This is a genomic window from Meridianimarinicoccus marinus, from assembly GCF_040689105.1.
Classification (GTDB): domain Bacteria; phylum Pseudomonadota; class Alphaproteobacteria; order Rhodobacterales; family Rhodobacteraceae; genus Meridianimarinicoccus; species Meridianimarinicoccus marinus.
On record NZ_JBFBVU010000029.1, the window covers coordinates 26,613 to 50,398 of the forward strand.

General features: G+C 65.7%; 26 protein-coding genes. 11 read left to right on the forward strand and 15 right to left on the reverse strand.

Going from position 1 to position 23,786, the window contains the following annotated elements; translation table 11 throughout:
* The first annotated feature begins 11 nt into the window (after window positions 1-11).
* From AB0T83_RS16895 to AB0T83_RS16920, 6 genes are all read left to right on the forward strand, one after another.
* Window positions 12-545 (forward strand): TRAP transporter small permease, encoded by a 534-nt coding sequence (locus tag AB0T83_RS16895; protein ID WP_366194400.1) that lies wholly within the window; start codon window positions 12-14, stop codon window positions 543-545.
* A complete protein-coding gene (locus AB0T83_RS16900; protein WP_366194401.1) occupies window positions 545-1,828 on the forward strand; it encodes a TRAP transporter large permease in 1,284 nt (427 codons plus the stop codon). Before AB0T83_RS16895 ends, AB0T83_RS16900 begins: the two co-directional genes overlap by 1 nt.
* 37 nt (window positions 1,829-1,865) lie before the next feature.
* Window positions 1,866-2,903, forward strand: a complete 1,038-nt coding sequence (locus AB0T83_RS16905) for a TRAP transporter substrate-binding protein (RefSeq protein WP_366194402.1) — start codon at window positions 1,866-1,868, stop codon at window positions 2,901-2,903.
* A gap of 75 nt (window positions 2,904-2,978) precedes the next feature.
* Window positions 2,979-4,220, forward strand: a complete 1,242-nt coding sequence (locus AB0T83_RS16910; RefSeq protein WP_366194403.1) for a diaminopropionate ammonia-lyase — start codon at window positions 2,979-2,981, stop codon at window positions 4,218-4,220.
* Window positions 4,217-5,446 (forward strand): Zn-dependent hydrolase, encoded by a 1,230-nt coding sequence (locus AB0T83_RS16915; RefSeq protein ID WP_366194404.1) that lies wholly within the window; start codon window positions 4,217-4,219, stop codon window positions 5,444-5,446. The genes AB0T83_RS16910 and AB0T83_RS16915 overlap by 4 nt, the downstream gene beginning before the upstream one ends.
* Window positions 5,443-6,360 carry an N-carbamoyl-D-amino-acid hydrolase gene (locus AB0T83_RS16920; RefSeq protein ID WP_366194405.1) on the forward strand — a complete coding sequence of 306 codons (918 nt, stop codon included), beginning with the start codon at window positions 5,443-5,445 and terminating at the stop codon, window positions 6,358-6,360. Before AB0T83_RS16915 ends, AB0T83_RS16920 begins: the two co-directional genes overlap by 4 nt.
* A gap of 17 nt (window positions 6,361-6,377) precedes the next feature.
* Here AB0T83_RS16920 and AB0T83_RS16925 read toward each other — a convergent pair whose 3' ends face one another.
* Together AB0T83_RS16925 and AB0T83_RS16930 are read right to left on the reverse strand one after the other, a co-directional pair.
* The gene (locus AB0T83_RS16925; protein ID WP_366194406.1) at window positions 6,378-7,091 is read right to left on the reverse strand and encodes an endonuclease/exonuclease/phosphatase family protein; all 714 of its coding nucleotides are present in this window, start codon (window positions 7,089-7,091) and stop codon (window positions 6,378-6,380) included.
* A gap of 74 nt (window positions 7,092-7,165) precedes the next feature.
* A complete protein-coding gene (locus tag AB0T83_RS16930) occupies window positions 7,166-8,947 on the reverse strand; it encodes an SLC13 family permease (RefSeq protein ID WP_366194407.1) in 1,782 nt (593 codons plus the stop codon).
* A gap of 138 nt (window positions 8,948-9,085) precedes the next feature.
* Here AB0T83_RS16930 and tal point away from each other — a divergent pair, with 138 nt between their 5' ends.
* Window positions 9,086-10,024 carry a transaldolase gene (tal, locus tag AB0T83_RS16935; protein WP_366194408.1) on the forward strand — a complete coding sequence of 313 codons (939 nt, stop codon included), beginning with the start codon at window positions 9,086-9,088 and terminating at the stop codon, window positions 10,022-10,024.
* A gap of 57 nt (window positions 10,025-10,081) precedes the next feature.
* Here the strand turns inward: tal and AB0T83_RS16940 are convergent, their stop codons facing one another.
* On the reverse strand, window positions 10,082-11,071 hold the full coding sequence (locus tag AB0T83_RS16940; RefSeq protein ID WP_366194409.1) for a LacI family DNA-binding transcriptional regulator: 990 nt from the start codon (window positions 11,069-11,071) through the stop codon (window positions 10,082-10,084).
* 82 nt (window positions 11,072-11,153) lie between these two features.
* Here AB0T83_RS16940 and AB0T83_RS16945 point away from each other — a divergent pair, with 82 nt between their 5' ends.
* From AB0T83_RS16945 to AB0T83_RS16955, 3 genes are read left to right on the forward strand one after another with little or no spacing between them, the layout of a single operon-like run.
* A complete protein-coding gene (locus tag AB0T83_RS16945; protein ID WP_366194410.1) occupies window positions 11,154-12,191 on the forward strand; it encodes a phosphotransferase family protein in 1,038 nt (345 codons plus the stop codon).
* Window positions 12,188-13,498 carry a phosphopyruvate hydratase gene (eno, locus tag AB0T83_RS16950; protein WP_366194411.1) on the forward strand — a complete coding sequence of 437 codons (1,311 nt, stop codon included), beginning with the start codon at window positions 12,188-12,190 and terminating at the stop codon, window positions 13,496-13,498. Before AB0T83_RS16945 ends, eno begins: the two co-directional genes overlap by 4 nt.
* A complete protein-coding gene (locus tag AB0T83_RS16955; protein WP_366194412.1) occupies window positions 13,495-14,343 on the forward strand; it encodes a fumarylacetoacetate hydrolase family protein in 849 nt (282 codons plus the stop codon). The genes eno and AB0T83_RS16955 overlap by 4 nt, the downstream gene beginning before the upstream one ends.
* A 470-nt stretch (window positions 14,344-14,813) precedes the next feature.
* Here AB0T83_RS16955 and AB0T83_RS16960 read toward each other — a convergent pair whose 3' ends face one another.
* The 3 genes from AB0T83_RS16960 to AB0T83_RS16970 all read right to left on the reverse strand — a co-directional run bounded on the left by AB0T83_RS16960 (window position 14,814) and on the right by AB0T83_RS16970 (window position 16,355).
* A complete protein-coding gene (locus tag AB0T83_RS16960) occupies window positions 14,814-15,245 on the reverse strand; it encodes an ATP-binding cassette domain-containing protein (protein ID WP_366194425.1) in 432 nt (143 codons plus the stop codon).
* A gap of 126 nt (window positions 15,246-15,371) precedes the next feature.
* Window positions 15,372-15,599 (reverse strand): ABC transporter substrate-binding protein, encoded by a 228-nt coding sequence (locus tag AB0T83_RS16965; RefSeq protein WP_366194413.1) that lies wholly within the window; start codon window positions 15,597-15,599, stop codon window positions 15,372-15,374.
* A 285-nt stretch (window positions 15,600-15,884) separates the two neighbouring features.
* Window positions 15,885-16,355: a nucleoside deaminase gene (locus AB0T83_RS16970; protein ID WP_366194414.1), complete on the reverse strand. Its 471-nt coding sequence runs from the start codon at window positions 16,353-16,355 to the stop codon at window positions 15,885-15,887.
* A 106-nt stretch (window positions 16,356-16,461) separates the two neighbouring features.
* Here AB0T83_RS16970 and AB0T83_RS16975 point away from each other — a divergent pair, with 106 nt between their 5' ends.
* Complete coding sequence (locus AB0T83_RS16975; RefSeq protein WP_366194415.1) at window positions 16,462-16,593, forward strand: helix-turn-helix domain-containing protein; 132 nt, start codon at window positions 16,462-16,464, stop codon at window positions 16,591-16,593.
* Window positions 16,594-16,897: 304 nt separating this feature from the next.
* Here the strand turns inward: AB0T83_RS16975 and AB0T83_RS16980 are convergent, their stop codons facing one another.
* From AB0T83_RS16980 to AB0T83_RS17020, 9 genes are all read right to left on the reverse strand, one after another.
* Window positions 16,898-17,155, reverse strand: a complete 258-nt coding sequence (locus AB0T83_RS16980) for a hypothetical protein (RefSeq protein ID WP_366194416.1) — start codon at window positions 17,153-17,155, stop codon at window positions 16,898-16,900.
* A gap of 72 nt (window positions 17,156-17,227) precedes the next feature.
* Window positions 17,228-17,929, reverse strand: a complete 702-nt coding sequence (locus AB0T83_RS16985) for a NapC/NirT family cytochrome c (RefSeq protein ID WP_366194417.1) — start codon at window positions 17,927-17,929, stop codon at window positions 17,228-17,230.
* A 26-nt stretch (window positions 17,930-17,955) separates the two neighbouring features.
* Window positions 17,956-18,399, reverse strand: a complete 444-nt coding sequence (locus tag AB0T83_RS16990; RefSeq protein WP_366194418.1) for a nitrate reductase cytochrome c-type subunit — start codon at window positions 18,397-18,399, stop codon at window positions 17,956-17,958.
* A 21-nt stretch (window positions 18,400-18,420) separates the two neighbouring features.
* Window positions 18,421-19,332: a quinol dehydrogenase ferredoxin subunit NapH gene (napH, locus tag AB0T83_RS16995; protein ID WP_366194419.1), complete on the reverse strand. Its 912-nt coding sequence runs from the start codon at window positions 19,330-19,332 to the stop codon at window positions 18,421-18,423.
* Window positions 19,329-20,150: a ferredoxin-type protein NapG gene (gene napG / locus AB0T83_RS17000; protein ID WP_366194420.1), complete on the reverse strand. Its 822-nt coding sequence runs from the start codon at window positions 20,148-20,150 to the stop codon at window positions 19,329-19,331. Before napG ends, napH begins: the two co-directional genes overlap by 4 nt.
* A 29-nt stretch (window positions 20,151-20,179) precedes the next feature.
* On the reverse strand, window positions 20,180-22,672 hold the full coding sequence (gene napA, locus AB0T83_RS17005) for a nitrate reductase catalytic subunit NapA (protein WP_366194421.1): 2,493 nt from the start codon (window positions 22,670-22,672) through the stop codon (window positions 20,180-20,182).
* Window positions 22,673-22,688: 16 nt separating this feature from the next.
* Entirely contained in the window at window positions 22,689-22,949 is a 261-nt protein-coding gene (locus AB0T83_RS17010; protein WP_366194422.1) for a chaperone NapD, read from the reverse strand.
* Window positions 22,946-23,455: a ferredoxin-type protein NapF gene (gene napF / locus AB0T83_RS17015; protein WP_366194423.1), complete on the reverse strand. Its 510-nt coding sequence runs from the start codon at window positions 23,453-23,455 to the stop codon at window positions 22,946-22,948. The genes AB0T83_RS17010 and napF overlap by 4 nt, the downstream gene beginning before the upstream one ends.
* A gap of 123 nt (window positions 23,456-23,578) precedes the next feature.
* Window positions 23,579-23,786, reverse strand: a 208-nt coding sequence (locus AB0T83_RS17020) for a hypothetical protein (protein ID WP_366194424.1), incomplete at its 5' end; no start/stop codon positions are given.

Below are 23,786 nucleotides of genomic sequence, written 5' to 3' on the forward strand. Positions count from 1 at the left end.
CCAGAGCCAACGTGTCCCCAATCTCGGAAAAAGCCAAGCGGCTCAGCCTCCGCGTCAACTGGGTGGTGGAACGTGTCTGCGTCGCACTTCTGGTGCTGCTGGTGCTGGATGTCTGGCTTGGCATCCTGGCGCGCTATGTCATCCCGCTGCCGATGACCTTCACCGAGGAACTGGCGCGCTACCTGATGATCTGGATGGCGCTGCTGGCGGTCTCCTCGGGCATCGCGCATCGCGAACACATCGGGGTGGAGTTCATCTTCAGCCGTCTGCCCGCCCCGGTGCGCCGCTGGCTGGCCACCGGGTTCGACGTGATCGCTTTCGTCTTCTTCGCGGCACTGTTCTACTACGGCATCGGCTTCGCCGAGAAGGGGTTCTCGCGGCTGACGATGATCTACGCCATTCCCAAGGGCTACCCCTTCCTTGGCGTGCCTCTGGCGGCGGGCATGGCCTGCGTGCAACTGGCCCTGATCGGGATCCACGACTTTTTCAACGACACGGCGCCCAAGGCTCTGGGCGCGACGCTGGTCGATCCGGGAGACGACTGATGGGTGCACTTCTGGTTGCAATCGCTTTTTTCGGGCTGATGGCCCTGGGCATGCCGGTGGGCTTTGCCATCGGGGTCTCGGGCATGATCGGCATTCTCGACATGGGGCCGCGCTTCATGCAGATGGCGCCGGACCGGCTGTTTGCCGGGCTGGACCTGTTTCCCTTCCTGGCGATGCCGTTTTTCATCCTGGCGGGCGAGATCATGAACCGTTCGGGCATCACCCAGGGGCTGGTGAAGCTGGCGAATGCACTGGTGGGCTGGATGCGCGGCGGCATGGCCCATTCCAACATGGTGGCCTCGGTCATGTTCGCGGGCATCACCGGGTCGGCCACCGCCGATGCGGCGGCCTTCGGCAACACGATGGTGCCGGCCATGCACAAGGCGGGCTATTCGAAATCCTATGCCGCGGCGGTGACGGCGGCGGGATCGATCATCGGGCCGACCATTCCGCCCTCGACGCTGGCGATCATCTATGGCTCGATCATGGGGGTGTCCATCGCCGGGCTGTTCGCGGCGGGTATCCTGCCGGGGCTGCTGATCTGCGGCATCTGCATGGCGGTGATCGCCCTGACTGCGCGGCGCAAGAACCTGCCCAAGGGCGAAGGCCGCCCCAGCCTGCGCGCCGTGGGACAAGCCCTGCGCGAAGGCTTCCTGGCGGCCCTGCTGCCGCTGTTCATCCTCGGCGCGATCCTGGGCGGCTTTGCCACGCCGACCGAGGCCGCCGCCATCGCCGTCGCCTATGCGCTGTTCGTCGGCGGGGTGATCTACCGGGCGCTGACGTGGCGCGACCTGTACGAGATCGCGGTGCGCACCACCCGCATCACCGGGGTGATCTTCCTGATCATCGCCGCCGCCTCGATCCTGGGCTGGTGGATGACCTTCAACCGCATCCCGCAGGCGATTGCCGAGGCCATGCTGGCGGTCTCGGACAACCCCAACATCATCATCGGCATGATCCTGATCCTGCTGCTGGTGATCGGGCTGGTGATGGACATCAACGCCACGCTGATCATCCTGGCGCCGGTGCTGGCGCCGCTGACCCTGCAGATCGGCATGGACCCGGTGCACGCCGGCATCATGATCATCCTCGCGCTCAACATCTCGCTGATGACGCCACCGGTGGGCGCTTGCCTGTTCGTGTTGGCCTCGGTCACCGGCGAGAAGGTCGAGGCCATCACCCGCGAGCTCTGGCCCTTCATTCTGGCCGAGGTGGCGATCCTTCTGGTGATCGCCTTCTGGTCCGATCTCACTCTCTTCGTCCCACGGCTGCTGGGGCTCTGACCCCCGGCTGAACGTCCCAATAGGAAAGGAATATCCCATGTCTTTGCTGAAATACGCCTCTGCCGCGCTGATCGGTGCCTGCCTTGCCACCGGCGCGACCGCCGCCGACATAACCCTGCGTCTGGCGCATCTGAACCCCGACGATCCCTTCGCCTCGCATTCGGGCGCCATGGCGGCGGTCTTTGCCTCGCTGGTGGAATCCAATTCCAACGGCCGGATCGAGGTGCAGGTCTTCCCCAACGGCCAGCTTGGCAAGGACAATGAGGTCATCGACCAGGTGCGCTCGGGCCTCGTGGAAAGCACGATTTCCTCGTCGGGCGGGATCGCGCAGCACTATCCGCTGGTCGGCGTCTTCGACATTCCCTTCGCGTTCCCCAACATCGGCGTCGCGTCCAAGGTGATCGACACCGACAGCTCCTTCGGCGAGGCCTTCGTCGCCGATCTGGAAGACAAGACCGGGCTTGAGGTTCTGGGCCTGCTGGATTCCGGTGGGTTCTTCGCCTTCACCTCGGGCAAGGCCCCGATCACCTCGGTCGAGGACATGGAAGGCCAGCGCATCCGCACCATGACCCTGCCGACCCATGAGACCATGGTTTCCTCGCTGGGCGGCCAGCCGACACCGCTGCCCTGGGCCGAGGTCTATACCGCCCTGCAGACCGGCGTGGCCGACGGCCAGATGAACCCGGTGCCGATCATCGCCTTTGCCAAGTTCGACGAGGTGCAGAAATACCTGTCGGTCACCAACCACCTGATCACGCCCTACATCTGGACTATGAACGCCGAGTTCCTGGACGGGCTGAGCGCCGAGGATCAATACCTGATCCGCTGGGCTGCCGATGTGGCCACCGACGCGGGCCGCGCCATGAGCCGGGTCATCGAAGCCTCGGATCGCGGCCTGCCCGCGCTGGCCGAGAAGATGGAGGTCAACGTGGTGACGCCCGAGGAGCAGGCCCGCTTCGCCGAGGCCGCCCAGCCCGCCGTGCGCGCGCTGATCGAAGACAGCTATGGCGCCGAGGGCATGGCCCTGCTGGACGCGATGCTGGCCTCGATCGAAGAGGAACGCGGCAACTTCTGAGCCTTGCCATCCGGTCCGGGCGCCGCTTCGGTGCCCGGACCCCGCCCTGACCGGGGCATGACATTCGAGGATCCCATGACCATCGAGCTGACCCGCGGCCCGGACACCCCCGGCGCCTACACGCTGCGCCTGAACCCGGCGGCGGCCCCGACCAACCCCTGGACCGAGGCTCAGAACGCGATCCTCAGCGACGCGGGCTTTGCCGCCGCGCGGGACACCATCGGCCAGTGGCCGGGCTATGCGCCCACGCCGCTGGTGGCGCTGCCCGATCTGGCCGAAACGGCCGGGGTCGCCAGCCTGCATTACAAGGACGAGGGCGGGCGCTTTGGGCTGGGCAGCTTCAAGGCGCTTGGCGGGGCCTATGCGGTGGCGCGGCTGCTGCAAGCGGAACTGGGCAAGGCCCTGGGCCGCGCGGTGACAATGGAGGAGGTCACGCAGGTCGCCCACCCCGATCTGGCCGCGAAGATCACCGTGTGCTGCGCCACCGATGGCAACCACGGACGCTCGGTCGCCTGGGGGGCACAGACCTTTGGTTGCGCCTGCGTGATCTTCATCCACGCCACTGTATCCGAGGCCCGCAAGACCGCCATCGAAAGCTTCGGGGCCGAGGTGCGCCGCTGCAACGGCAACTATGACGACAGCGTGCGCGCGGCACAGGACACCGCCCGGCGCGAAGGCTGGTTCGTGGTCTCGGACACCTCCTATCCCGGCTACATGGAAGTGCCCAAGGACGTGATGCAGGGCTATGAGATCATGGCCGCCGAAGCCTTCGACGCGCTGGACAAGCCCCCGACCCACATCTTCCTGCAAACCGGCGTCGGCGGCATGGCCGCAGCGGTCACAGCCCAAGCCAAGCGGCGCTGGGGCGATGCCCGCCCGGTGATCGTGCTGTGCGACCCGGATCTGTCCGCCTGTTTCCTGGAATCCTTCCGCGCCGGGAAACCGGCGGTGGTCGAAGGCGATCTGGATACGCTGATGGCCGGGCTGGCCTGCGGCGAGGTCTCGGCGTTGGCCTGGGCGGTGCTGGAGGATCACGCCGATGCCGTCATGGCGGTGACCGACGCGGCGGCAGTGGCCGCGATGAAGCATCTGGCCTTCCCGACGGGCGGCGATCCCGCGGTTGTCGCCGGCGAATCCGCCGTGGCCGGTCTGGCCGGGCTGCTGGCGCTGGCCGAGGATGCCGAGGCTCGGCGCCTGCTGCACCTTGGCCCCGACGCCCGCGTGCTGCTGTTCGGCACCGAAGGCGACACCGATCCCACGCTGTACCAAGACCTCGTGGGGGCGCCCGCCGCCACCATTCGGAAAGGCGCCGCATGACCCCGGAAATCTGCCCTGACCGCATGTTGGCCCGGCTGGCCGAACTGGGCCGCATCGGCGCGCTGGAGGGCGGTGGCGTCTGCCGACTGGCCCTGACCGAGGCCGACAAGTCCGGGCGCGACTGGCTGGTCGCGGGGATGCGGGCGCTTGGCCTGACGGTCTCGATCGACGGCATTGGCAACATCTGGGGCATCCGCCCCGGCACCGGCGATGGGGCGCCGGTCATGGTCGGCTCGCATATCGACACGGTGGCGACCGGCGGGCTGTATGACGGTGCGCTGGGGGTTCTGGCGGGGATGGAGATCATCGCCGCGCTCAACACCAGCGAGGCGCGCACCCAACGCCCCGTCGCCGTGGCCGCCTTCACCAACGAGGAAGGCGCGCGTTTCGCGCCTGACATGATGGGCTCGGGCGTGCATCAGGGGGCATTGGATCTGGACGAGATGCTGGCGGTCACCGCCACCGATGGCCGTGGCGTGGTCAAGGAGGACCTGGACCGCATCGGCTATCGCGGCGACGCCGCTCCGATCACTCCGGCAGCCTTTCTGGAACTGCATATCGAACAGGGGCCGGTTCTGGAACAGGACGGGGTGCGTATTGGTGCGGTCACCGGCGTGCAGGGCATCCATTGGACCGAATTCACCGTGCACGGCCAGACCAACCACGCTGGCACCACGCCCATGGCGCTGCGCCGCGACGCCGGACAGGTGGCCATGCGCATCGCGCGGGAGGCCGACGCCATCGCCGCCGACAACGGCCCGCCGCAGGTGGCCACTGTCGGCGTCTTCGAGGTGTCCCCCGGTCTGGTCAACGTGGTGCCCGACCACGCCCGGCTGACCGTCGATCTGCGCAACACCGACGGCGCGGTGCTGGAGGCCGCCACCAGGCGGCTGACGGGTTTTGCCGAGGCCGCCGCCGCCGAGGCCGGGTGCACCCTGACCCATCGTCCGTTGGCCCGCTTTGCCCCCGTGGCCTTCGACGCAGGGCTTGTGGACAAGGTCGAGGCCGCCGCGAGGTCGCGCCAGTTGTCCGTGAAAAGGATGCCCTCGGGCGCGGGCCATGACGCGCAGATGTTCGCGCCCAATTGTCCGACGGCGATGATCTTCATCCCCTCGCACAAGGGGCTCAGTCACAACGTGAAGGAACACAGCGACGAGGCTGATATCATCGCGGGCACGCAGGTGCTGCTCGACCTCGTGTGCGATTTGGCAGGGGTGGAACCATGAGCCGGAAATTCGTCGTGGCCGGGGCCCAGATGGGCCCGATCCAGCGCGGGGACAGCCGCGCCTCGGCGGTGGCGCGCATGTGCGCGCTGATGCGTGACGCCCATGCGCGTGGCGCAGAACTGGTGGTGTTTCCCGAACTGGCGCTGACCACCTTCTTCCCACGCTGGTTCATGACCGACCGGGCCGAGATCGACGGCTGGTTCGAAACCGCCATGCCCAATGCCGAGGTTCAGCCGCTGTTCGATCTGGCCCGCGATCTGGGTATCGGCTTTCACCTGGGCTATGGCGAGTTGACCGCCGAGGGGCGGTATTTCAACACCGCGATCCTTGTGGACAGGACCGGCGCCATCGTCGGCAAGTACCGCAAGATCCACCTGCCCGGCCACCGCGAAGACGAACCCTGGCGCCCGTTCCAGCATCTGGAAAAACGCTACTTCGAAAAGGGCGATCTGGGCTTTCCGGTGTTCGACGCCTTCGGCGGCAAGCTGGGCATGTGCATCTGCAACGACCGGCGCTGGCCTGAAACCTGGCGGATGCTGGGTCTGGGCGGGGCCGAACTGGTGGTTCTGGGCTACAACACGCCGCTGCATTACCCGCCCGCGCCTGAACACGACCACCTGCAGTATTTCCACAACGAGTTGTCGATCCAGGCCGGGTGTTACCAGAATGGCGTCTGGGCCGTGGCGGTGGCCAAGGCGGGGATGGAGGAAGGCAGCGAGTTGATCGGCGGCAGCGTGATCGTCGCGCCCACCGGGGAAATCCTGGCCCGTGCCGCGACCAGCGGCGACGAGATCATCACCGCCGAGGTCGATCTTAACCGCTGTTCGGAAACCCGCGCCAATGTGTTCAACTTCGCGTTGCACCGCGAGCCGCAGGATTATGCCGCCATCACGGCCCCAAAGCCCACGGGCTGACGGCTCCGGCCTCGGCTTCAGCCTCCGGTCAGGTCGGGCAGGGTGACATCGCCCCAGATCGGCAGGTGATCCGAGGCCACCTTCGCCAGCTTGCCCTGTTCGACCCCGGCATCGCGCAACGCGACCCCGGTGCTCAGCGCGATGCGGTCCAGCCCCGCCATCGGGCGGGCGCTGTGGAAGGATTTGCCGGGGCTGATGACCGCGAACCCGTCGGCCAGCGGCTCCAGCCCCGCCGTGTCGGACCATTCGTTGAAATCGCCCAGAATCGCCGTGGCCCCCGCCCCGGTTTCGGCCAGATGGGCGCGGATGCGCGTCAGTTGCTCCAGCCGATAGGGGCGCAACAGGCCCAGGTGGGTGCCGACCACGGTCAGATGGCCGGTGTCGGTGCCCACGTCGACCTGCACCGCGCCTCGCGGCTCCAGCCCCGGCAGTTCGATGCGGTCAACCCGGTGGATGGTCAGCCCGCGCCGCACCAGCACCGCGTTGCCATGCCAGCCCAGGCTGACCTCGTTGTCGGCAAGACGCGCGATCTGGAAATCGGTGTCGCGCAACAAGGCCTCGACATCCAGCGCCGTGGGCCGGTTGCCCAGACGCTTGTCGGCTTCCTGAATGGCGACGACATCGGCATCCAGCCCGTTGATGACATCAAGGATCCGCCCCGGATCACGGCGATAGTCCAGCCCCACGGCTTTGCGGATGTTGTAGCTGGCAAGGCGAAGCTGTCGTGTCATCGGGGCAAGTCCTGTCGGGTCCCCTTGGGCATAGGACGGCACGCAGGCGCAGCGCAAGCCCGTCCGGGCGCGGGTCACATGGGCCAGACCAGCAGGATCATCGGCACCGAGGTGGCGACCACAAGGATTTCCAGCGGCAGCCCCATCCGCCAGTAGTCGCCGAAGGAATAGCCCCCCGGCCCCAGGATCAGCGTGTTGTTCTTGTGACCGATGGGCGTGAGGAACGCGCAGGACGCGGCCACCGCCACGGCCATCAGGAAGGGGTCTGGGCTGACGTCCAGACTGCGGGCCATCTGGATGCCCACCGGAGCCGCGACAATCGCTGTCGCGGTGTTGTTGAGCACATCCGACAGGGTCATGGTCACCACCATCAGCACCGTCAGCACCGCCCAGGCCGGCCAGCCCGCGGTCAGCCCGACCAGCGCGTTGGCGATCAGGGCCGTTCCCCCCGCCGCATCCAGCGCCGCCCCCAGCGGGATCATCGAGCCCAGCAGCACGATCACCGGCCATTCCACGTGATCGTAGATGTCCGACAGCGGCAGGATCCCGGTCAGCACATAGGCCACCACCACCATCCCCAGCGCCACCGGCAGATACACCAGCCCGACAGAGGCCAGTGCCACGGCGGCGGCGAATATGCCGATGGCCAGCCAGACCTTGCTGGCATCGGTCACCGCCAGCCCCCGGTCGGCCAGCGGCAGGGTGCCCAGCCAGTCGGCCACCGCCTCACCCTCGCCCTCCGGGGTCAGCAGCAGCAGGATGTCGCCCGGCTCCACCGTGGTCTTGCGCACTTCCCTGGCGATCGAACGGCCCTGCCGCGAGATACCCAGCAGGATCGTCCGCTGCCGCCAGGCCAGCCCGAGACTGCGGGCGGTCTTCCCGGCGATGCGGGCACTCTCGGGCACCACCACCTCGGTGATCGACAGACCCGCGCCCTCGGCAGACAGGCGTTTCTGGTCGGCCTCGCCGGCGAATTCAAGCCCCAGGGTGGTGCGGAAGTCGTCCAGCGGCTCGGGCTGCGCCTCGATCACGATGGTATCGCCGCTTTCCAGCAGCGTATTACGCTGCGTGCCATAACGGCGCTGGCCGCCGCGCACGAGTCCCAGGATCGCCACGTCGTTCTTCTCGGCCGGTTCATAGAGTTCGAACAGGCGTTTGCCGATCAGGGGCGAACCCTCGGGCACCGACAGCTCGGCGACATAGTCCTTTACCGCCTGCCGGGCATCGGAAATCGCGCCTTCACCGTCGCGCTGCGGGATCAGCCGCCAGCCGACCAGCGCCACGAAGGCCAGCCCGACCAGCGCGGTGACCCCGCCCACCGGCGCGAAGTCGAACATGCGAAAGCCCTCGCCCAGCGTGTCCTTGCGGATGGTGGCCACGACGATGTTGGGCGGCGTGCCGATCAGTGTGACCATGCCACCGAGGATGGTGCAGAACGACAGCGGCATCAGCGACAGACGCACCGCGCGCCCGGCCTTTTTCGCGGTCTGGATGTCCACCGGCATCAGCAGCGCCAGCGCGGCCACATTGTTCATGAAGGCCGACAGCACCCCGCCGATGGCCCCCATGAAGGTGATATGCGCGCCCAGCCCACGCTCGGGATCGACCAGCGTGCGGGTGATCAGCCCCACCGCCCCGGACCGGACCAGCCCCGCCGAGACGATCAGTACCAGCGCCACCACCAGCGTGGCCGGGTGGCCGAAGCCGGAAAACGCATCCTCGGCCGGGATCGGCCCCAGCACGACGCCCAGGATCAGCGCCGAAAACGCCACGAGGTCATAGCGGAACCGCCCCCACAACAGCAGGGCGAACACGAAGCCGAACAGGCCGAACAGGATGATCTGGTCCGAAGTCATGCCCCAGTTGTATGCTAGGGTTCGGACTCGGGCCAGCACGCAGCAGCCGCCAACTTCTTTTCGGCTTGATAGCGTTAACACAAGAGTTGCCCGCAACAGACTTTTGAGAGATACAGGCGCCAACACAGGAGCAAGAAAATGACCAGTGTACTTGAACAACTCCGCGCCATGACCGTGGTGGTCGCCGACACCGGCGAAGTGGCGGCGGTGAAGCGCTATGAACCGGTGGATTGCACCACCAACCCCTCGCTGGTGCTGGCCGCCTCCAAGGATCCCGCATCGGAAGAGATGATCGCCCGCGAGATCGCCGCCGGACGCGCCAAGGGGCTGAGCCCCGAACAGATCACCGCGACGCTGACCGTAGCCGTCGGTGCCGAACTGACCAAGCTGGTGCCGGGCCGGGTATCGACCGAGGTGGACGCCCGCCTGTCGTTCGACACGCAGGCCTCGGTGGCGCGTGCCCATGACATCGTGGCCGACTATGCCGCGCGCGGTGTCGACAAAAGCCGCATCCTGATCAAGCTGGCCTCGACCTGGGAAGGCATCCGCGCGGCGGAAGTCCTGCAGAAAGAGGGCATCGACTGCAACCTGACGTTGCTGTTCTGCATGGCCCAGGCCGTGGCCTGTGCCGATGCCGGCGCGTTCCTCATCTCGCCCTTCGTGGGCCGCATCACCGATTGGCACAAGGCCGCCGAAGGCGTCGAGAACTATGCCCCCGAGGAAGATCCGGGCGTGAAGTCGGTGCGCAAGATCTATGACTACTACAAGTCGAACGGCATCGGCACGGTGGTCATGGGGGCGTCCTTCCGCAACGCGGGCCAGATCAAGGCTCTGGCGGGATGTGACAACCTGACCATCGCCCCCGCTCTACTGGACGAGTTGTCGCGCGACGAGGCCGATCTGCCCCGCGTGCTGTCGCCCGATGCCGCCAGCGGCATGGCCCCGATCACCATGGACGAGGCCACCTTCCGCTGGGAGTTGAACGCCGACGCCATGGCGACCGAGAAACTGGCCGAAGGCATCCGCAAGTTCGACGCCGACCACCGCAAGCTGATCGAGCTGGTCGCGGCCCGGTAAGAAATACTCGGACGGGTTCGGGCGGCGGATACAACCTGCGCCCACCCGCCCTTGATCCTATCCCGGCGGGGATCCCGGTCTGACGATCAACGCCGCCTCGAACCGATGGATGCGGGGCGGTGGCGAGGCGGCAACCATCAACTCCACAGCCTTGTGCGCCAGACGCTCAACCGGCACGCCAATGGTGGTGAGTCCTCCACCGATCCACGCGTAGAACGACGGATCGCCATAGCCCACAAGATCGAACGGGCCGGTGGGCGACACCCCTGCCGCCATCATGGCCGACAACGCGCCGTTGGATATTTCGACCCCGCCGCAGACCAGCGCCGTGGCCGCGCCGTCCCCCAACACCTGCCGCATCCGTTGCGCGCCGATCTCTGCCGTGGGGGTACCGGTAAACAGCAGTTCGGGCCGCTCTGCCACGCCGGCCCGTTCCAGCCCCGCGCGAAAGGACGCCAGCCGCGACTGGCCCGACGACAACCGGCTGTCGGCGCCGATATAGGCAATCGCCCGATGCCCCTTCTCTGCCAGATGCGCCACCGCGCCTTGCAAGGCCTGATCGTCATCCACAAGAATCGTTGGGGCGGCATCCGCGCCGCTTTGCCGAATAAGTTGCACCACCGACATCGGGCGCGGCTTCAGCGTCATGGCCCCGTCACTGCCGGGCACCGGCACCATCACCACCCCTTGCGCCTGCACCTCGTTCAGCCGCGCCAGCGCCTGACGCTCGGCCCCGGCCTCGTCGCCGGTCAGATGGATGATCAGTTGCAGCGATTGCGCCTCGCAGGCCAGCGCCATGGTGTTGGCGAAACGCGCGTAGAACTCGTTGACGATATTGGGCAGCAGCAGGCCGACGATCCGCGTGGTCTGGCCCCGCATCACATTGGCGGCCGCATGTTTGACATAGCCCAGCTCGCGGGCCCGATTCTGTACCGCCTCGCGGGTCTCCTTCAGCACGCTGGGATGGCCGGACAGCGCCCGCGACACCGTCATGTGCGAAATCCCCAGATCGCGGGCTATGGATTTTATCGTGACGCGCTCGGACATTGCGGCTTTCGGATCAGGTCGGGAGCAGGGATTCTGCGTCCCAGTCTTGACAGTTTCGACAGGATGAGCAAGACATGTTCACGTGAACATAAACAATGGGAAGCTGCCGATGGATGCCCTGCACGACCGCTGTGCGGCCCTGGCCGAAGAGTTGGGGATCGCCGCGCGCGACCAGATCGACACCGTCGCACCGCTGACCGGGGGCGTTGCCTCGGACATTGCGCGGGTGACGGCGGGCGGGCGCAGCTTCGTCGTCAAATTTGCCCTACCAAAGCTGAAGGTGGCCGCTGACTGGCACGCGCCGGTGCATCGCAATGCGGCGGAATACGCGTGGTTGCAGGTGGCGGCACAGGTCTGCCCCGAGGGGGCGGTGCAGCTGTTCGGACGTTCCCCCGAACAGCATGGGTTCGCCATGGAATTCCTGGACGGCGACGATGTCTATCTGTGGAAGTCCGCGCTGCTGGATCAGAAGCCGGACCGGGGCGAAGCGGCGAAGGTTGGCCAGTTGCTGGGGCAGATCCATGCGGCCTCGGCCGCGCCGGATTTCGACCGGGGTCCCTTCGACAATCGTGATGATTTCCGCGCCCTTCGGATCGAACCCTATTTGACATTCACCGCGCAGGCGCATCCCGCATTGGCCGACAAGCTGAACGGGCTGGCCGAGATGCTCTATGACAGCACGCAGGTGCTGGTGCACGGCGATGTCAGCCCCAAGAACATCCTGTTCCGCGCCGCCGGGCCGGTCCTGCTGGACGCGGAATGCGCCACAATGGGCGACGCCAGTTTTGACCCCTCTTTCTGTTTGAACCATCTGGTGCTGAAGGCGATCCACCTGCCCGACAGCCGTACCCGCCTTCTGGACAGCGTCGGCGCCCTCTGGGCCGCCCATGCCCCGCATGTCAGCTGGGAGCCCGCCGCCGATCTGGAGGCCCGCATCTGCCGCCTGCTGCCGGGACTGATGCTGGGCCGGGTCGATGGCAAATCGCCGGTGGAATACCTCGATGAGACCGAACGCCAAATCGTGCGCGTGGCGGCTACCGATCTTCTGTCGGACCCCGCCGAAACGCTGGCGCAATTCGTAGACCGACTGAACACACACCTGAAGGAGCACGACACGTGACATCCATTGAAACAGTGCGCGGGCGCAGGGTCTGGGACTCGCGCGGGCATCCGACGGTCGAAGTGGATGTGGTGCTGGACAACGGTCTTCTGGGCCGCGCCATCGCCCCCGCCGGGGCCTCACGCGGGACGCGGGAAGCCATCGATCTGCGCGATGGCGGCGACCGCCTGGGCGGCAAGAACGTCAGCCGGGCTCTGGCCAGCGTGAATGGCCCGATCGCGGCAGCGCTGCGCGGCTGCGATGTCACCGACCAGGCGGCGGCGGATCAGGCGCTGCTGGCGCTGGACCCCTCGCCGCTGAAGGAAACGCTGGGCGGCAATGCCACCGTGGCAACCTCATTGGCGGTGCTGCACGCGGCGGCGGCGGCGGCGGCCAAGCCGCTGTGGCGTCATGTGGCCGATCACTATGGCACCACGCCCCGCATCCCCCTGCCCGAGATCCAGATTTTCGGCGGCGGCGCCCATGCCGGGCGGCGCGTCGATATTCAGGACTTCATGATCATGGTGCCGGGCGCAACCAGCTTCGACGAGGTGATGGAGATCACCAACGAGGTCTATTTCGCCGCCGGAGACATCATGGCCCAGAAGGGCAAACTGGCCGGCGTCGCCGATGAGGGCGGCTGGTGGCCGATGTTCGACAGCAACGAAGAGGCGCTGGAAACCCTTGTCGCCGCCATCGAGAAGGCCGGCGAAACCCCCGGCGACCGGGTCGTGATCTCGCTGGACATCGCGGCGTCGGAATTCCGCAAGGACGGCAGCTACCGTCTGGCGCTGGAAGATCGCGACATGGACAGCGGCGCGCTGATCGACATGCTGGGCGGCTGGCTGGACGCCTATCCCATCGCCTCGATCGAGGATCCGGTGGGCGAGGATGACGTCAACGGCATGGTCGAATTCACCCGCCGCTTCGGCGACCGGGTGCAGATCATCGGCGACGACTATCTGGTGACCAATGCCAAGCTGGTCGAAGAGGCCGCCAAGGCCGGGGCCTGCAACGCCGTGCTGGTCAAGGTGAACCAGGCCGGGACCGTCAGCGAAAGCGTCGAGACCTTCAAGGCCGCCCGCGCGCATGGTTGGGGCGCCATCGTTTCGGCCCGGTCGGGCGAGACCGAGGACACCTCGATCAGCCACCTGTCCACCGGGCTTGGCGGCGGTCAATTGAAAGTTGGCAGTTTCACTCGCTCGGAACGTATGGTGAAATGGAATGAATGTCTGCGCATCCAGGACGAGCCTGGATCGGGCAGTTTCGTGGGTGGCGCGCCGCTGGCCGGCACCTGGTGGGGAAAGAAACAGAAAGAGACCGCATGAAACTGACACGTTACGGTGCCCGCGACGGTGCCAAGATCCCTTGTGTGCTCGACGCCGACGGGGTGGCGCGCGATGCCTCCTCGGTGGTGGGCGACTTTGGCCCGAAAAGCCTGGCCGAGGGCGCACTGGACAAGCTGCGCGGCGTCGATCCGGCCAGCCTTCCGGTGGCCGATATCGACGGCAAGCGCCTGGCCCCGCCGGTGGCGCAGCCGCTGAACATCTGGTGCGTCGGTCTGAACTATTCCGACCACGCCGCCGAGGCCGGCATGGAGATCCCGCCCGAGCCGATCCTGTTCAACAAGGCGTCCTCGACCTATTGCGGCCCCAACGACGACATTCTCTACAGCCCGAAGATGTCCAAGCTGGACTGGGAGGTCGAACTGGGCATCGTCATCGGCAAACCGGCGCTGAACATCTCGAAGGATCAGGCGATGGATCACATCGCGGGCTTCGTGCTGATCAACGATGTGTCGGAACGCGCCTGGCAGGTCGAGCGCGCGGGCCAGTGGGTCAAGGGCAAGTCCTTCCCCAACTTCTGCCCCACCGGCCCGGTACTGGTGACCCCGGACGAGATCGGCGATGTGAACGCCCTTGGCATGTGGCTGGACGTGAACGGCACGCGGATGCAGACCGGCAACACCGGCACGATGATCTTCGACGCGGAAACCATCGTGTCCTATATGTCCGAATTCACCCGTCTTGAGCCTGGCGATCTGATCTGCACCGGCACCCCGCCGGGCGTTGGCATGGGCATGAAGCCGCCGGTCTGGCTGAAACAGGGCGACGTGGTGACTCTGGGCATCGACGGGCTGGGCGAGCAGCGCCAGACCGTGGTCGACCTGTAGGACTTCACGATCCGACCATTGGCGCCTCCCACCGCACCGCGGCGGGGGGCGCTTTTCTCTCTGCGGGATGCTGAGTGTTGGTGCGGCCCAATTCTTGCCGCCATTGGCCCCAAGGCGCATCTGGGTGCCGTCATGCGCCGTCAACGCCGCGTGTTTGCCTTCCGGGTCGGCCAACAGCGTGTCCATGTTGGCCTGCGCGAAATAGGCGTTCGAATAGCGCGGGCCCACGTCTTCGGCGGGTTTCGGCATCCGCATCCGACGCAGATATGACAGCAGCCTGTCATCGGACCAGCGCATCGGCATGTCGCCGATGGTGCAGGCCATGACCCCGCCCTTGGGCGGCGCATCGTCGGTGCCCAGCACCACGATGATGATCGGAGCCACCGCCACCACAGGCACCGACTGGATCACCACCAGCAGCGGGTCCGCGCGCTTCTGCACCGGAGCAGCGATATCGGCATCGACGCACATCACGCGACCTCCCTCACGATCAGCAGGTTGCACAACTCGGCGGCAAACTCCTGCACCTCGGGCGCGCGCAGGGCGGTGTCATCGCGGGGGCGGCCAAGCGGCGCCGCCATGTCGGCGCCGATCCGGCCCGGGCGGGCGCCCATGACCACGATCCGGTCGGCCGGCAACATCGCCTCGGGGATGGAATGGGCGATGAACAGCACGGTCTTGGGGTTCGGGTCGCTCAGAGACAGAAGTTCATGCGCCATGGCGTCGCGGGCCAGCGCGTCCAGCGCCGAGAACGGTTCGTCCATCAGCAGGATGTCGGGGTTCAGGAAAAGCGCGCGGGCGATGCCCACCCTTTGCTGCATACCGCCGGAAAGCGCGGTCAGCGGCCCGCTTTCGGGTGCGAAGCTCTGGTTCGGGCCGTCGACGCGGATGGCATCTTTCACCAGGGCCAAGGGGCTTGCTCCGACATCTGGAAGGAACGGTCGACGACGCTTTCAGGATCGAGCGCATCTGCGTCCAACCCCTGTGCCGCCGAAATCCGCGCCCATGTGGCGGCCAGCCGTTCCGCATCAAAGTGCCCGGTCCCGGCTCGTCGGACACCGGTTGAACACCAGTTGCGAGGCATCCAGCCACGATCCCTTGACGTCTTCCGCCGACAGTTCCGGCACCTGTGCGGCAACTGCGGCATCCGGGTTGGCCTGAGCGAACTCCAGCGAGTTCCGAAAAGCCGCGACAAAGCGGCGGGCCACGTCGGGACGCTTTGCGAGGAACCTGTCCGCGGCCACGGGCGGCGGCATACAGCGCCAGACCGGCATCGGCCCAGGGCAGGACCACCATCCCCGCCGGCTTCGGCGGCCTGCCCCTTGGAGCGCGCCTCGTCGGTCAGCCAGGCGATGATGGCATCGGCGCGTCCGGTCATCAGCGGCGGCCCCAGCGCGCCGGGATCGGATTTGGTCAGCGGATCGGTCACCTTGTCCTGCGACACGGCGGGCAGCGCCAGTCCGGCCAACCCGGCCGAAGCGGTCAGAGGGCCCGTGTCATTCGGTTTACCTTCTCGCGGAATTTCCGGGGCTGACGACAGATCACCAGAACCCCTCGTGGGTGCGCAGGATCTGCGCTTCGAGTTCGGGAAACGGCCCCGAAACTTGCACGTCGCGCTGGCCGGCGGCAAGCACCTGCCGGCAGGGCAGCGACATGGTCAGATTCTCGGGATTGTCGCCGGTCAGTTCGGCCAGCCGCACCTCGGTCATCCCAAAGACCACACGGCCGATCCCGGCCCAATAGCAGCCCCCGGCGCACATGCTGCAGGGTTCGACCGAAGTATAAAGCGTGCATCCGGCAAGGAACTCGGGGCTATGGGCACCGGCGGCGGCCCGCGCCACGTTCAGCTCGGCATGGCCGGTGCCGCCATCGGTGCTGTGGGTGTTGCCGCATTCGATCAGGATGTTGCCATCCGCATCCGCCAGAAGCGCCCCGAAAGGATGGTTTCCCGAGGCGCGGGACTCCAGGGCAATGTCGATTGTCCGTTGCAGGAGTTTCAGATCGTCGGGCATGGAACCTCCGGGGTTGGTGGGGTCGCCCAAGTCCTAGACCGACCCGGGCCGTTTCAAGGGTAGAAAACACGTCACATGGCGTTGCGTGAATTCTAACACATGCCCCATGTCTGTCTTCACCCGTGAAATCCGATCCTTCATCGTCGTGTCGCAGTCGGATTCCATCCACGCCGTGACAGACCGGCTGAACATTTCGGTCCCAGCGCTCAGCTGCCAGAGCCAGTTACTGGAGCGCTGATTCGACACCCGGCTTCTGGTGCGCATCGCCAGCCGCATCGGCCTGACCGCCGGGGCGAGGCCCTGCGGGACGCGGCGGTGCGCTGGAGCTGGACATGATCGTCGCCTTCACATGCCACGCCTGTCCTGGCTGGTGGTGGTGCAGACCCGCCAGTACCATCTGGGTGCGGTCCATGCGCCCGGTCACGGCCCCGAGGGCAGGGTCCGGGATCCGCGAAAGCGGCCCTATCGCATGGAAAAGCCGCCGAACCCGAAGGTCGGCGGCCTGTTCCGCGCCTGCCTGGCCGCGCCGCCGCGCCGGTTTGTCAGGCCAGCGCGCCCCGGTGCCGGATGGCGCAGCCAACAAGGCCCGCCGCGGCGCCCACACCGACCGCGATCAACAGGTCGTAGACGGCAATCTCGGCGAAGGAGAAATGCGCGAAGATCAGCGTGTTCAGGATGCCGACAAAGCCGCCCATCGAGGCCGCCAGCGACCAGTTTCGCGTCATCATCCCAAGGGCAAGGCCCAGAATCCCCGGCAAACTGAGGATGTTGCCCGCAATGGTTCCAAAGAAATCAAGCATACCAGCCTTCCCAAGTAGATGTCTGTCCACCCGGCCACCCGCACACGGCGGAGGGCCGGTCGATGTCTCTGCTCATTCGGATTTTTCGCTCAGGAAGCTGCGGATCGCCTGCAGATCGACAATCGAACTTTGCGACAGTTCCGGCTCGCCGCCCAGTTCCTCGACGATCTTCTTGTATTCTTCCATGTATCCCGGTGCCAGCGCATGGGCGATGCCCTGGTGACAGTCGATACAGGTCATATTGTTGTCAAGCGCGCGCTGGTGTTCGGCCGAGGCGCGGTTTTCCTGAATGGTGAAATCCATGTATTCGAAGGCATGGCAGTTGCGGCATTCGCGGCTGTCCGAGGCCTTCATCTTGCGCCAGACCGAGGCCGACATGTGCAACCGCCGTTCCTCGTATTTCTCTTCGGTCGCGATGGTGCCCAGCAACTCGTGGTACACGTCCTTGGCGGCCATGATCTTGGCCTTGACCTTGTGGTTCCATTCCTTCGGAACGTGGCAATCGGGGCAGGTTGCGCGCACGCCCGAGTGGTTGTTGTAGTGGATGGTCTCGCGGTATTCGCCGAGGTTTGTTTCCATCGTGTGGCAGGACACGCAGAATTCCTCGGTGTTGGTCAGTTCCAGCGACCAGTGGAAGCTGCCCCAGAACATGATGCCGGTCAGAAAGCCCGCGATCAGAATGAAACCGATGCTGAGTATCCCGTTCGGGGTCCAGAACCTGTCCCACAAGCCAAGCAGGCCCTTGCGTCGTGTCTTGTCTTTTGGATCAGCCATGTTGGTGTCTCCTTGACCTCACCGGTTCAGCGCAGGTTCGTGGACGGTTGGAAATCATTCCCGACCAGCTCAGGGGTGTTGGCTTGCGGCACATGGCACTGGTTGCAGAACCAGCGGGTTCCGGCGACCTGGTCCAGCTCGTTGCCGTCGCGATCCAGGTAATGGGTCATCGACAGGGTCGGCGCGCCGCGTTCTCCGGCGTTGGTCCAGTCGTGACAGCTCAGGCACTGGTTGGTGCGCAGATCGATCTGGTACTGGGTGGCGGAATGCGGAATCAGGGGTGGTTGCTGGCGGTAGTTTCGCACCATGCGGCCTTCGATCTGGCGCGGCACCTGGTCGAGCAACTGCGGCTCGTCCACATCGGCGCCGCGAAGCGAGGTGACGCCTCCGGCCCCCTGCGCCACGGCCCATCCGGCCAGAGAAAGGGTTACGACCAGGGCGGAGACACCCGCAAGGACCTGCTTATTCATCTTTGTTCTCCGTTCTTCCGTTCAGGCGGCGTTTCTGGTGGCATTGGGCTCTGCCGGTTCCGTGAGGGGGACGACACGTTGGTCGTAGCGATGGGTGAAGGCGAAGACATCGACCGAGCAGACATCGATGCAGCGCCCGCAGTTGGTACAGTCTGGGGAAAGGATGATCGGGGTCTCCCCCGGCTTGCCCTTCAGGGCAGGCGAGATCACCTGTTGTTCCGGGCAGACCGCGTAGCAGTCCATGCAGTCGTCGCAGGCCTGCCGGTTGACCGCACTGACGCGCAGCAGGCTGCGGGCGCCAACAAGGCTGTAGAATGCGCCGACCGGACAGATGTGACCGCACCAGCCGCGCCGGGCGACCACCAGGTCGAACAGGAACACCGCCACGACCAGCGCCCAGGCAAAGCCCATGCCGAAGACAAGGCCGCGGTGCAGCATGGTGATCGGGTTGATCAACTCCCACGCAATGGTGCCCGAGATCGCCGAGGCCGCCAGAACCGCGCCAAGGATCCAGAAGCGCGTGTTGCGCTTGGGCTGCCAGCCCCTCGGCATCCCCAGCTTGTCGTGCAGCCAATGGGCGGCATCGGTGACCGGGTTGATCGGGCACACCCACGAGCAATAGACCCGACCGCCAATCAGCCCATAGGCCACCAACACGATGACCGCGCCCAGCAGGGCGGTGAACTCCGGCCAATGCCCGGCGACCATGCCTTGCAGCAGCACCAGCGGATCGGTCAGCGGCAGCACCCCGAAGGTGCGCGACCCGGCCAGCGTGCCGGTGACCCACCATAGGCCAAACCACGGTCCCAGCAGGAACAAGACCAGGAAGAACGCCTGGCTCAGGCGCCGCAACAGCAAGAAGCGATGCGCGCCGATCCAGCCTTTTTCGCGGATGGCCTCTTGTCCGACGGGCAGTCTTGTCTTGACGCTCATTGCCCTGCCCCCGGAAGCTTGAAGGCCGGCTCGAACCCGCCGGGCGCGGCAAGGTTGTCGGTGCCCGGTCCGGGCAGGCGGTCGGGCAGATCGATGATGCCTTCGACCACCGGCGCGCCCTTCAGTTCCTTTTCTTCCCAACCCCTGCGGTAGTGCTCCGCCGAGCTGCCCCGGGCCAGCCGCATCGGCAGCACCTTGATCGTGGCTTCCGGCAGGACGCAGCTTTTCTCGCAGACACCGCAGCCGGTGCAATATTCCGCATGCACCGTGGGCGCAAAGATGGCGTGATGGCCCGAGACCTCGTTGTGGCGCAATTCCAGCGTGATCGCCTTGTCGATCACCGGGCAGACCCGGTAGCAGACATCGCAGCGCAGCCCGAGGAAGTTCAGGCAGTTTTCCTGATCGACCAGGACCGCGACCCCCATTTCGGCGTCGTCGATATTGTCCAGCGCCGGATCCAGCGCGCCGGTCGGACAGGCTGCCACGCAGGGGATGTCGTCGCACATCTCACAAGGCACGTCGCGGGCGGTGAAATAGGGCGTGCCGGTGGCCGGCCCGTCTTCTCCCAGTTCCGCCAGTTTCAAGGTGTCATAGGGACAATCCCGCACGCACAGCCCGCAGCGGATGCAGGCCGCCAGAAAGTCGTCTTCTGGCAACGCGCCGGGCGGCCGCAACGCCTCGGCCGGCAAGGCGCGGGCATCCCGCGCCAGATAGGTCAGACCCATCCCGGCAATCGCGCACCCGCCCGCCGCCCGCGCCGCGTCCCGAAGGAACCGGCGGCGGTCGGTAGAGCGTGGCTTTCCTCCTTCGGCAGGCATGGCGTTGCGTTCCTTGGCTCAGTCCGGGCTCAGGCGCGCTCGACCTTGCAGGCGCATTTCTTGAAGTCGGTTTCCTTCGACAGCGGGCAGGTCGCATCCAGCGTCAGCTTGTTGATGAGCTGGCCCTCGTCGAACCACGGCACGAAGACCAGGCCGCGCGGCGGCTTGTTCCGGCCCCGGGTTTCCACCCGGCTCAGCATCTCGCCCCGGCGCGAGGAGATCAGGATCTCCTGCCCCCGGCGCAGGTCGCGGTCGCGGGCATCGTCAGGATGCATGTAGACCACGGCGGACGGGAAAGCGCGGTGCAGTTCCGGCACCCGACGGGTCATCGACCCGGAATGCCAATGCTCCAGCACCCGACCGGTGCAGAGCCACAGGTCGAATTCCTCATCCGGAACTTCAGGGGCAGGCTCGAAGGGGGCGAAGATGATCTTCGCGCGGCCATCCGGGTTGCCGTAGAACTCGACCCCCTTGCCCTCTTCGACATAGGAGTCATAGCCCTCGCGGAAGCGATAGAGCGTTTCCTTGCCGTCGACCACCGGCCAGCGAAGACCGCGGGCCTTGTGGTACATGTCGAAGGGCGCCAGGTCGTGGCCGTGGCCGCGCCCGAAGGCGGCGTATTCCTCGAACAGGCCCTTCTGGACATAGAAGCCGAAGTGATCGGATTCGGCGTTGGCAAAGCCCTCGGCGGTTTCCGACAGCGGGAACTGGTTGACGACGCCATTCTCGAACAGGACCTCGTACAGGGTCTTGCCCGCGTGCTCCGGCATCTTGGCCAGCAGTTCATCGCCCCAGGCTTCCTCGACCGTGAAGCGCTTGGAGAATTCCATCAACTGCCACAGGTCCGATTTCGCCTCGCCCGGTGCATCCACCTGCTGGTGCCAGAACTGGGTGCGGCGTTCGGCGTTGCCATAGGCGCCCTCCTTTTCCACCCACATGGCCGTGGGCAGGATCAGGTCTCCGGACATGGCGGTCACGGTCGGATAGGGGTCCGACACGGCGATGAAGTTCTCCGGGTTGCGATAGCCCGGCAGACCTTCCTCGTTCATGTTGGGGGCGGCCTGCATGTTATTGTTGCACTGCACCCAATAGGCGTTCAGCACCCCGTCCTTCAGCATCCGGTTCTGCAGCACTGCATGGAAGCCCGGCTTCGGCGGGATGGTGCCTTCGGGGATGTTCCAGGCGGTTTCGCAGATCTCGCGGTGCTTGTCGTTGGCGACCACCATGTCGGCGGGCAGACGGTGGGCAAAGGTGCCGACCTCGCGCGCGGTGCCGCAGGCCGAGGGCTGGCCGGTCAGCGAGAAGGGCGAGTTGCCGGGTTCCGAGATCTTGCCGGTCAGCAGGTGAACGTTGTACATCAGCCCATTCACCCAGGATCCGCGGGTGTGCTGGTTGAAGCCCATGGTCCACAGGCTCATGACCTTGCGGTCCGGGTCGGCGTATTGCTGGGCCAGACGCTCAAGCTGCGCTTCGGGAACGCCGGAAATCTCGGAGGCTTTCTCCAGCGTATATTCGGACACCGACTCGGCGTATTCCTCGAAGGTCATGTCCGACAGCTTGCCCGAATCCGGGTTGGCCGCAGCCTGCTGAAGCTCATGCTCGGGGCGCAGGCCATAGCCGATATCGGTATCGGTCCGCTTGAAGTTCACATGGGCGTTGACGAAATCCCAGTTCACCGCGTCGTTCTGGATGATGTAATTGGCGATGTAGTTCAGGATCGCCAGATCGGCCTGCGGCGTGAAGACCATGCCGTTGTCGGCCAGCTCGAAGCTGCGATGCTCGAAGGTCGACAGCACGTGCACTTCGCAGCCCGGCTTGGTCAGGCGGGTGTCGGTCAGGCGCGACCACAGGATCGGGTGCATCTCGGCCATGTTCGAGCCCCAGAGCACGAAGGTATCCGCATGTTCCAGATCGTCGTAGCAGCCCATCGGCTCGTCGATGCCGAAGGCGCGCATGAAGCCGACCACGGCCGAGGCCATGCAGTGCCGCGCGTTGGGGTCGATGTTGTTGGAGCGGAAGCCGGCCTTCATCAGCTTGGCGGCGGCATAGCCTTCCCAGACCGTCCACTGGCCCGAGCCGAACATGCCGACCGAAGTCGGGCCCTTCTTGGCCAGCGCCTCTTTCCACTTCTCGGCCATGATGTCGAAAGCTTCGTCCCAGCTCACCGGCTCGAACTCGCCGTTCTTGTCATAGACGCCATTGGTCTTGCGCAGCAGCGGTGTGGTCAGCCGGTCCTGCCCATACATGATCTTGGACAGGAAATAGCCCTTGATGCAGTTCAGCCCGCGGTTCACCGGGGCATCGGGGTCGCCCTGGGTGGCCACGACGCGGCCGTCCTTGGTGCCGACCAGAACCGAACAGCCGGTGCCGCAGAAGCGGCAGGCGGCCTTGTCCCAGCGGATGTCGGGGGTGCGTACCTGTGCGGCGGCCTGGCCGCTTGCAAGAGGAATGCCCGCGGCCGCGGCGGTGCTGGCGGCGGCGGTGGCTTTCAGGAATGTCCGGCGAGAGTCCGAAATGGTCATGCGTCTGTTCTCCGGCTTAGCGACTGGCGAGTGGGACCCGCTGGGAAAGGTCTTCGAAATGGTGGTAGTTCAGCGTGACCGAAATCACGCCGGGGATCTGGTGAAGCGCCATGATCTGGTCAGAGGCGCGTTTGTCGTCGGTGTCTTCCACCACCACGACGAATTTTCCGTCGTCGGTGGCGGCATGGACCTCGACCCCGGCCATGCCGGTCATTTTGGACTTGGCCGCGTCGGCCTTGTCCTTTGCAACATGCACGAGGCATCCACAGATGTTCACTCCGCAGCCTCCTTGTTCGTGATTTCCGGATGATAGAAGTCGATGGCGCCAGTTGGGCAGGAATAAGCACATCCGCCGCACCCCGTGCATTGACCGAGGTCAATTACAGGCCGAGAAATCCCTCCCAACGCCAAACGAAATGAAATTGCCGAAGATTCGCAGGAATCCTGGCAGCTGCGGCAGGTGACACCGTTCATCGACAGGCAATTGTCAGCCACCCGCGCCTTCCAGCACCAGGCCGCGACCCGATCCGGCATCAGGGCCTCGGTCGGACAGGCCTCGGCACATTGCCCGCAAAACGTGCAGGCGCCTTTCGAAAAATCCACCACGGGGCCGTTATCCGCATCGCGCACAAGGATCCCTTCGGGGCAGGCGGAAATGCAGTCGGAACAGCGCGTGCAGGCGTCCAGAAACGCGGCAGACGCGCCCGGCGGACGCATCACAGAGCGGGCGTCGTGCCCGATCCTCCCCCTCAGAAATTCCCTGCGACTTGTTGCGGTTGCCATTCAGCTGCCGATCTTTTTCTTGCGCGGCGGAGCGTCCCTTCTGCTGTCTGCACCAGAATCCGACCCGCAGCCCAAGGATGCACCATTTTCGCAGCCCTCCAAAGGCCATCTTGTCGCATATCTTTAGATTTTCCGTCTGGCCATTTGACATTGCGCGAAGATATTCCCACGTATTTCTGTCGCTTTCCGCAGGATCAAGTATCCGCGTGCGCCGCGCGACATGACCTCTGCCTCTGGACAGGCCAATCCACGGCTCAGACGGACCGCACCGAAGGTGAATTTGGACGGGTTTCGGATCAGCGTGCCCGCGCTCACCCCATGCGTTCGGAGG

Coding starts and splice junctions, on each gene's coding strand:
- AB0T83_RS16975 (WP_366194415.1), top strand. CDS start 16,462: ATGTCTGTCTTCACCCGTGAAATCCGATCCTTCATCGTCGTGTCGCAG.
- AB0T83_RS16900 (WP_366194401.1), top strand. CDS start 545: ATGGGTGCACTTCTGGTTGCAATCGCTTTTTTCGGGCTGATGGCCCTG.
- AB0T83_RS16955 (WP_366194412.1), top strand. CDS start 13,495: ATGAAACTGACACGTTACGGTGCCCGCGACGGTGCCAAGATCCCTTGT.
- tal (WP_366194408.1), top strand. CDS start 9,086: ATGACCAGTGTACTTGAACAACTCCGCGCCATGACCGTGGTGGTCGCC.
- AB0T83_RS16965 (WP_366194413.1), bottom strand. CDS start 15,599: ATGCCGCCGCCCGTGGCCGCGGACAGGTTCCTCGCAAAGCGTCCCGAC.
- AB0T83_RS16905 (WP_366194402.1), top strand. CDS start 1,866: ATGTCTTTGCTGAAATACGCCTCTGCCGCGCTGATCGGTGCCTGCCTT.
- AB0T83_RS16980 (WP_366194416.1), bottom strand. CDS start 17,155: ATGCTTGATTTCTTTGGAACCATTGCGGGCAACATCCTCAGTTTGCCG.
- napH (WP_366194419.1), bottom strand. CDS start 19,332: ATGAGCGTCAAGACAAGACTGCCCGTCGGACAAGAGGCCATCCGCGAA.
- AB0T83_RS16985 (WP_366194417.1), bottom strand. CDS start 17,929: ATGGCTGATCCAAAAGACAAGACACGACGCAAGGGCCTGCTTGGCTTG.
- napA (WP_366194421.1), bottom strand. CDS start 22,672: ATGACCATTTCGGACTCTCGCCGGACATTCCTGAAAGCCACCGCCGCC.
- AB0T83_RS16990 (WP_366194418.1), bottom strand. CDS start 18,399: ATGAATAAGCAGGTCCTTGCGGGTGTCTCCGCCCTGGTCGTAACCCTT.
- AB0T83_RS16940 (WP_366194409.1), bottom strand. CDS start 11,071: ATGTCCGAGCGCGTCACGATAAAATCCATAGCCCGCGATCTGGGGATT.
- AB0T83_RS16970 (WP_366194414.1), bottom strand. CDS start 16,355: ATGCCCGACGATCTGAAACTCCTGCAACGGACAATCGACATTGCCCTG.
- napF (WP_366194423.1), bottom strand. CDS start 23,455: ATGGCAACCGCAACAAGTCGCAGGGAATTTCTGAGGGGGAGGATCGGG.
- AB0T83_RS16910 (WP_366194403.1), top strand. CDS start 2,979: ATGACCATCGAGCTGACCCGCGGCCCGGACACCCCCGGCGCCTACACG.
- AB0T83_RS16915 (WP_366194404.1), top strand. CDS start 4,217: ATGACCCCGGAAATCTGCCCTGACCGCATGTTGGCCCGGCTGGCCGAA.
- AB0T83_RS16920 (WP_366194405.1), top strand. CDS start 5,443: ATGAGCCGGAAATTCGTCGTGGCCGGGGCCCAGATGGGCCCGATCCAG.
- napG (WP_366194420.1), bottom strand. CDS start 20,150: ATGCCTGCCGAAGGAGGAAAGCCACGCTCTACCGACCGCCGCCGGTTC.
- AB0T83_RS16930 (WP_366194407.1), bottom strand. CDS start 8,947: ATGACTTCGGACCAGATCATCCTGTTCGGCCTGTTCGGCTTCGTGTTC.
- AB0T83_RS16925 (WP_366194406.1), bottom strand. CDS start 7,091: ATGACACGACAGCTTCGCCTTGCCAGCTACAACATCCGCAAAGCCGTG.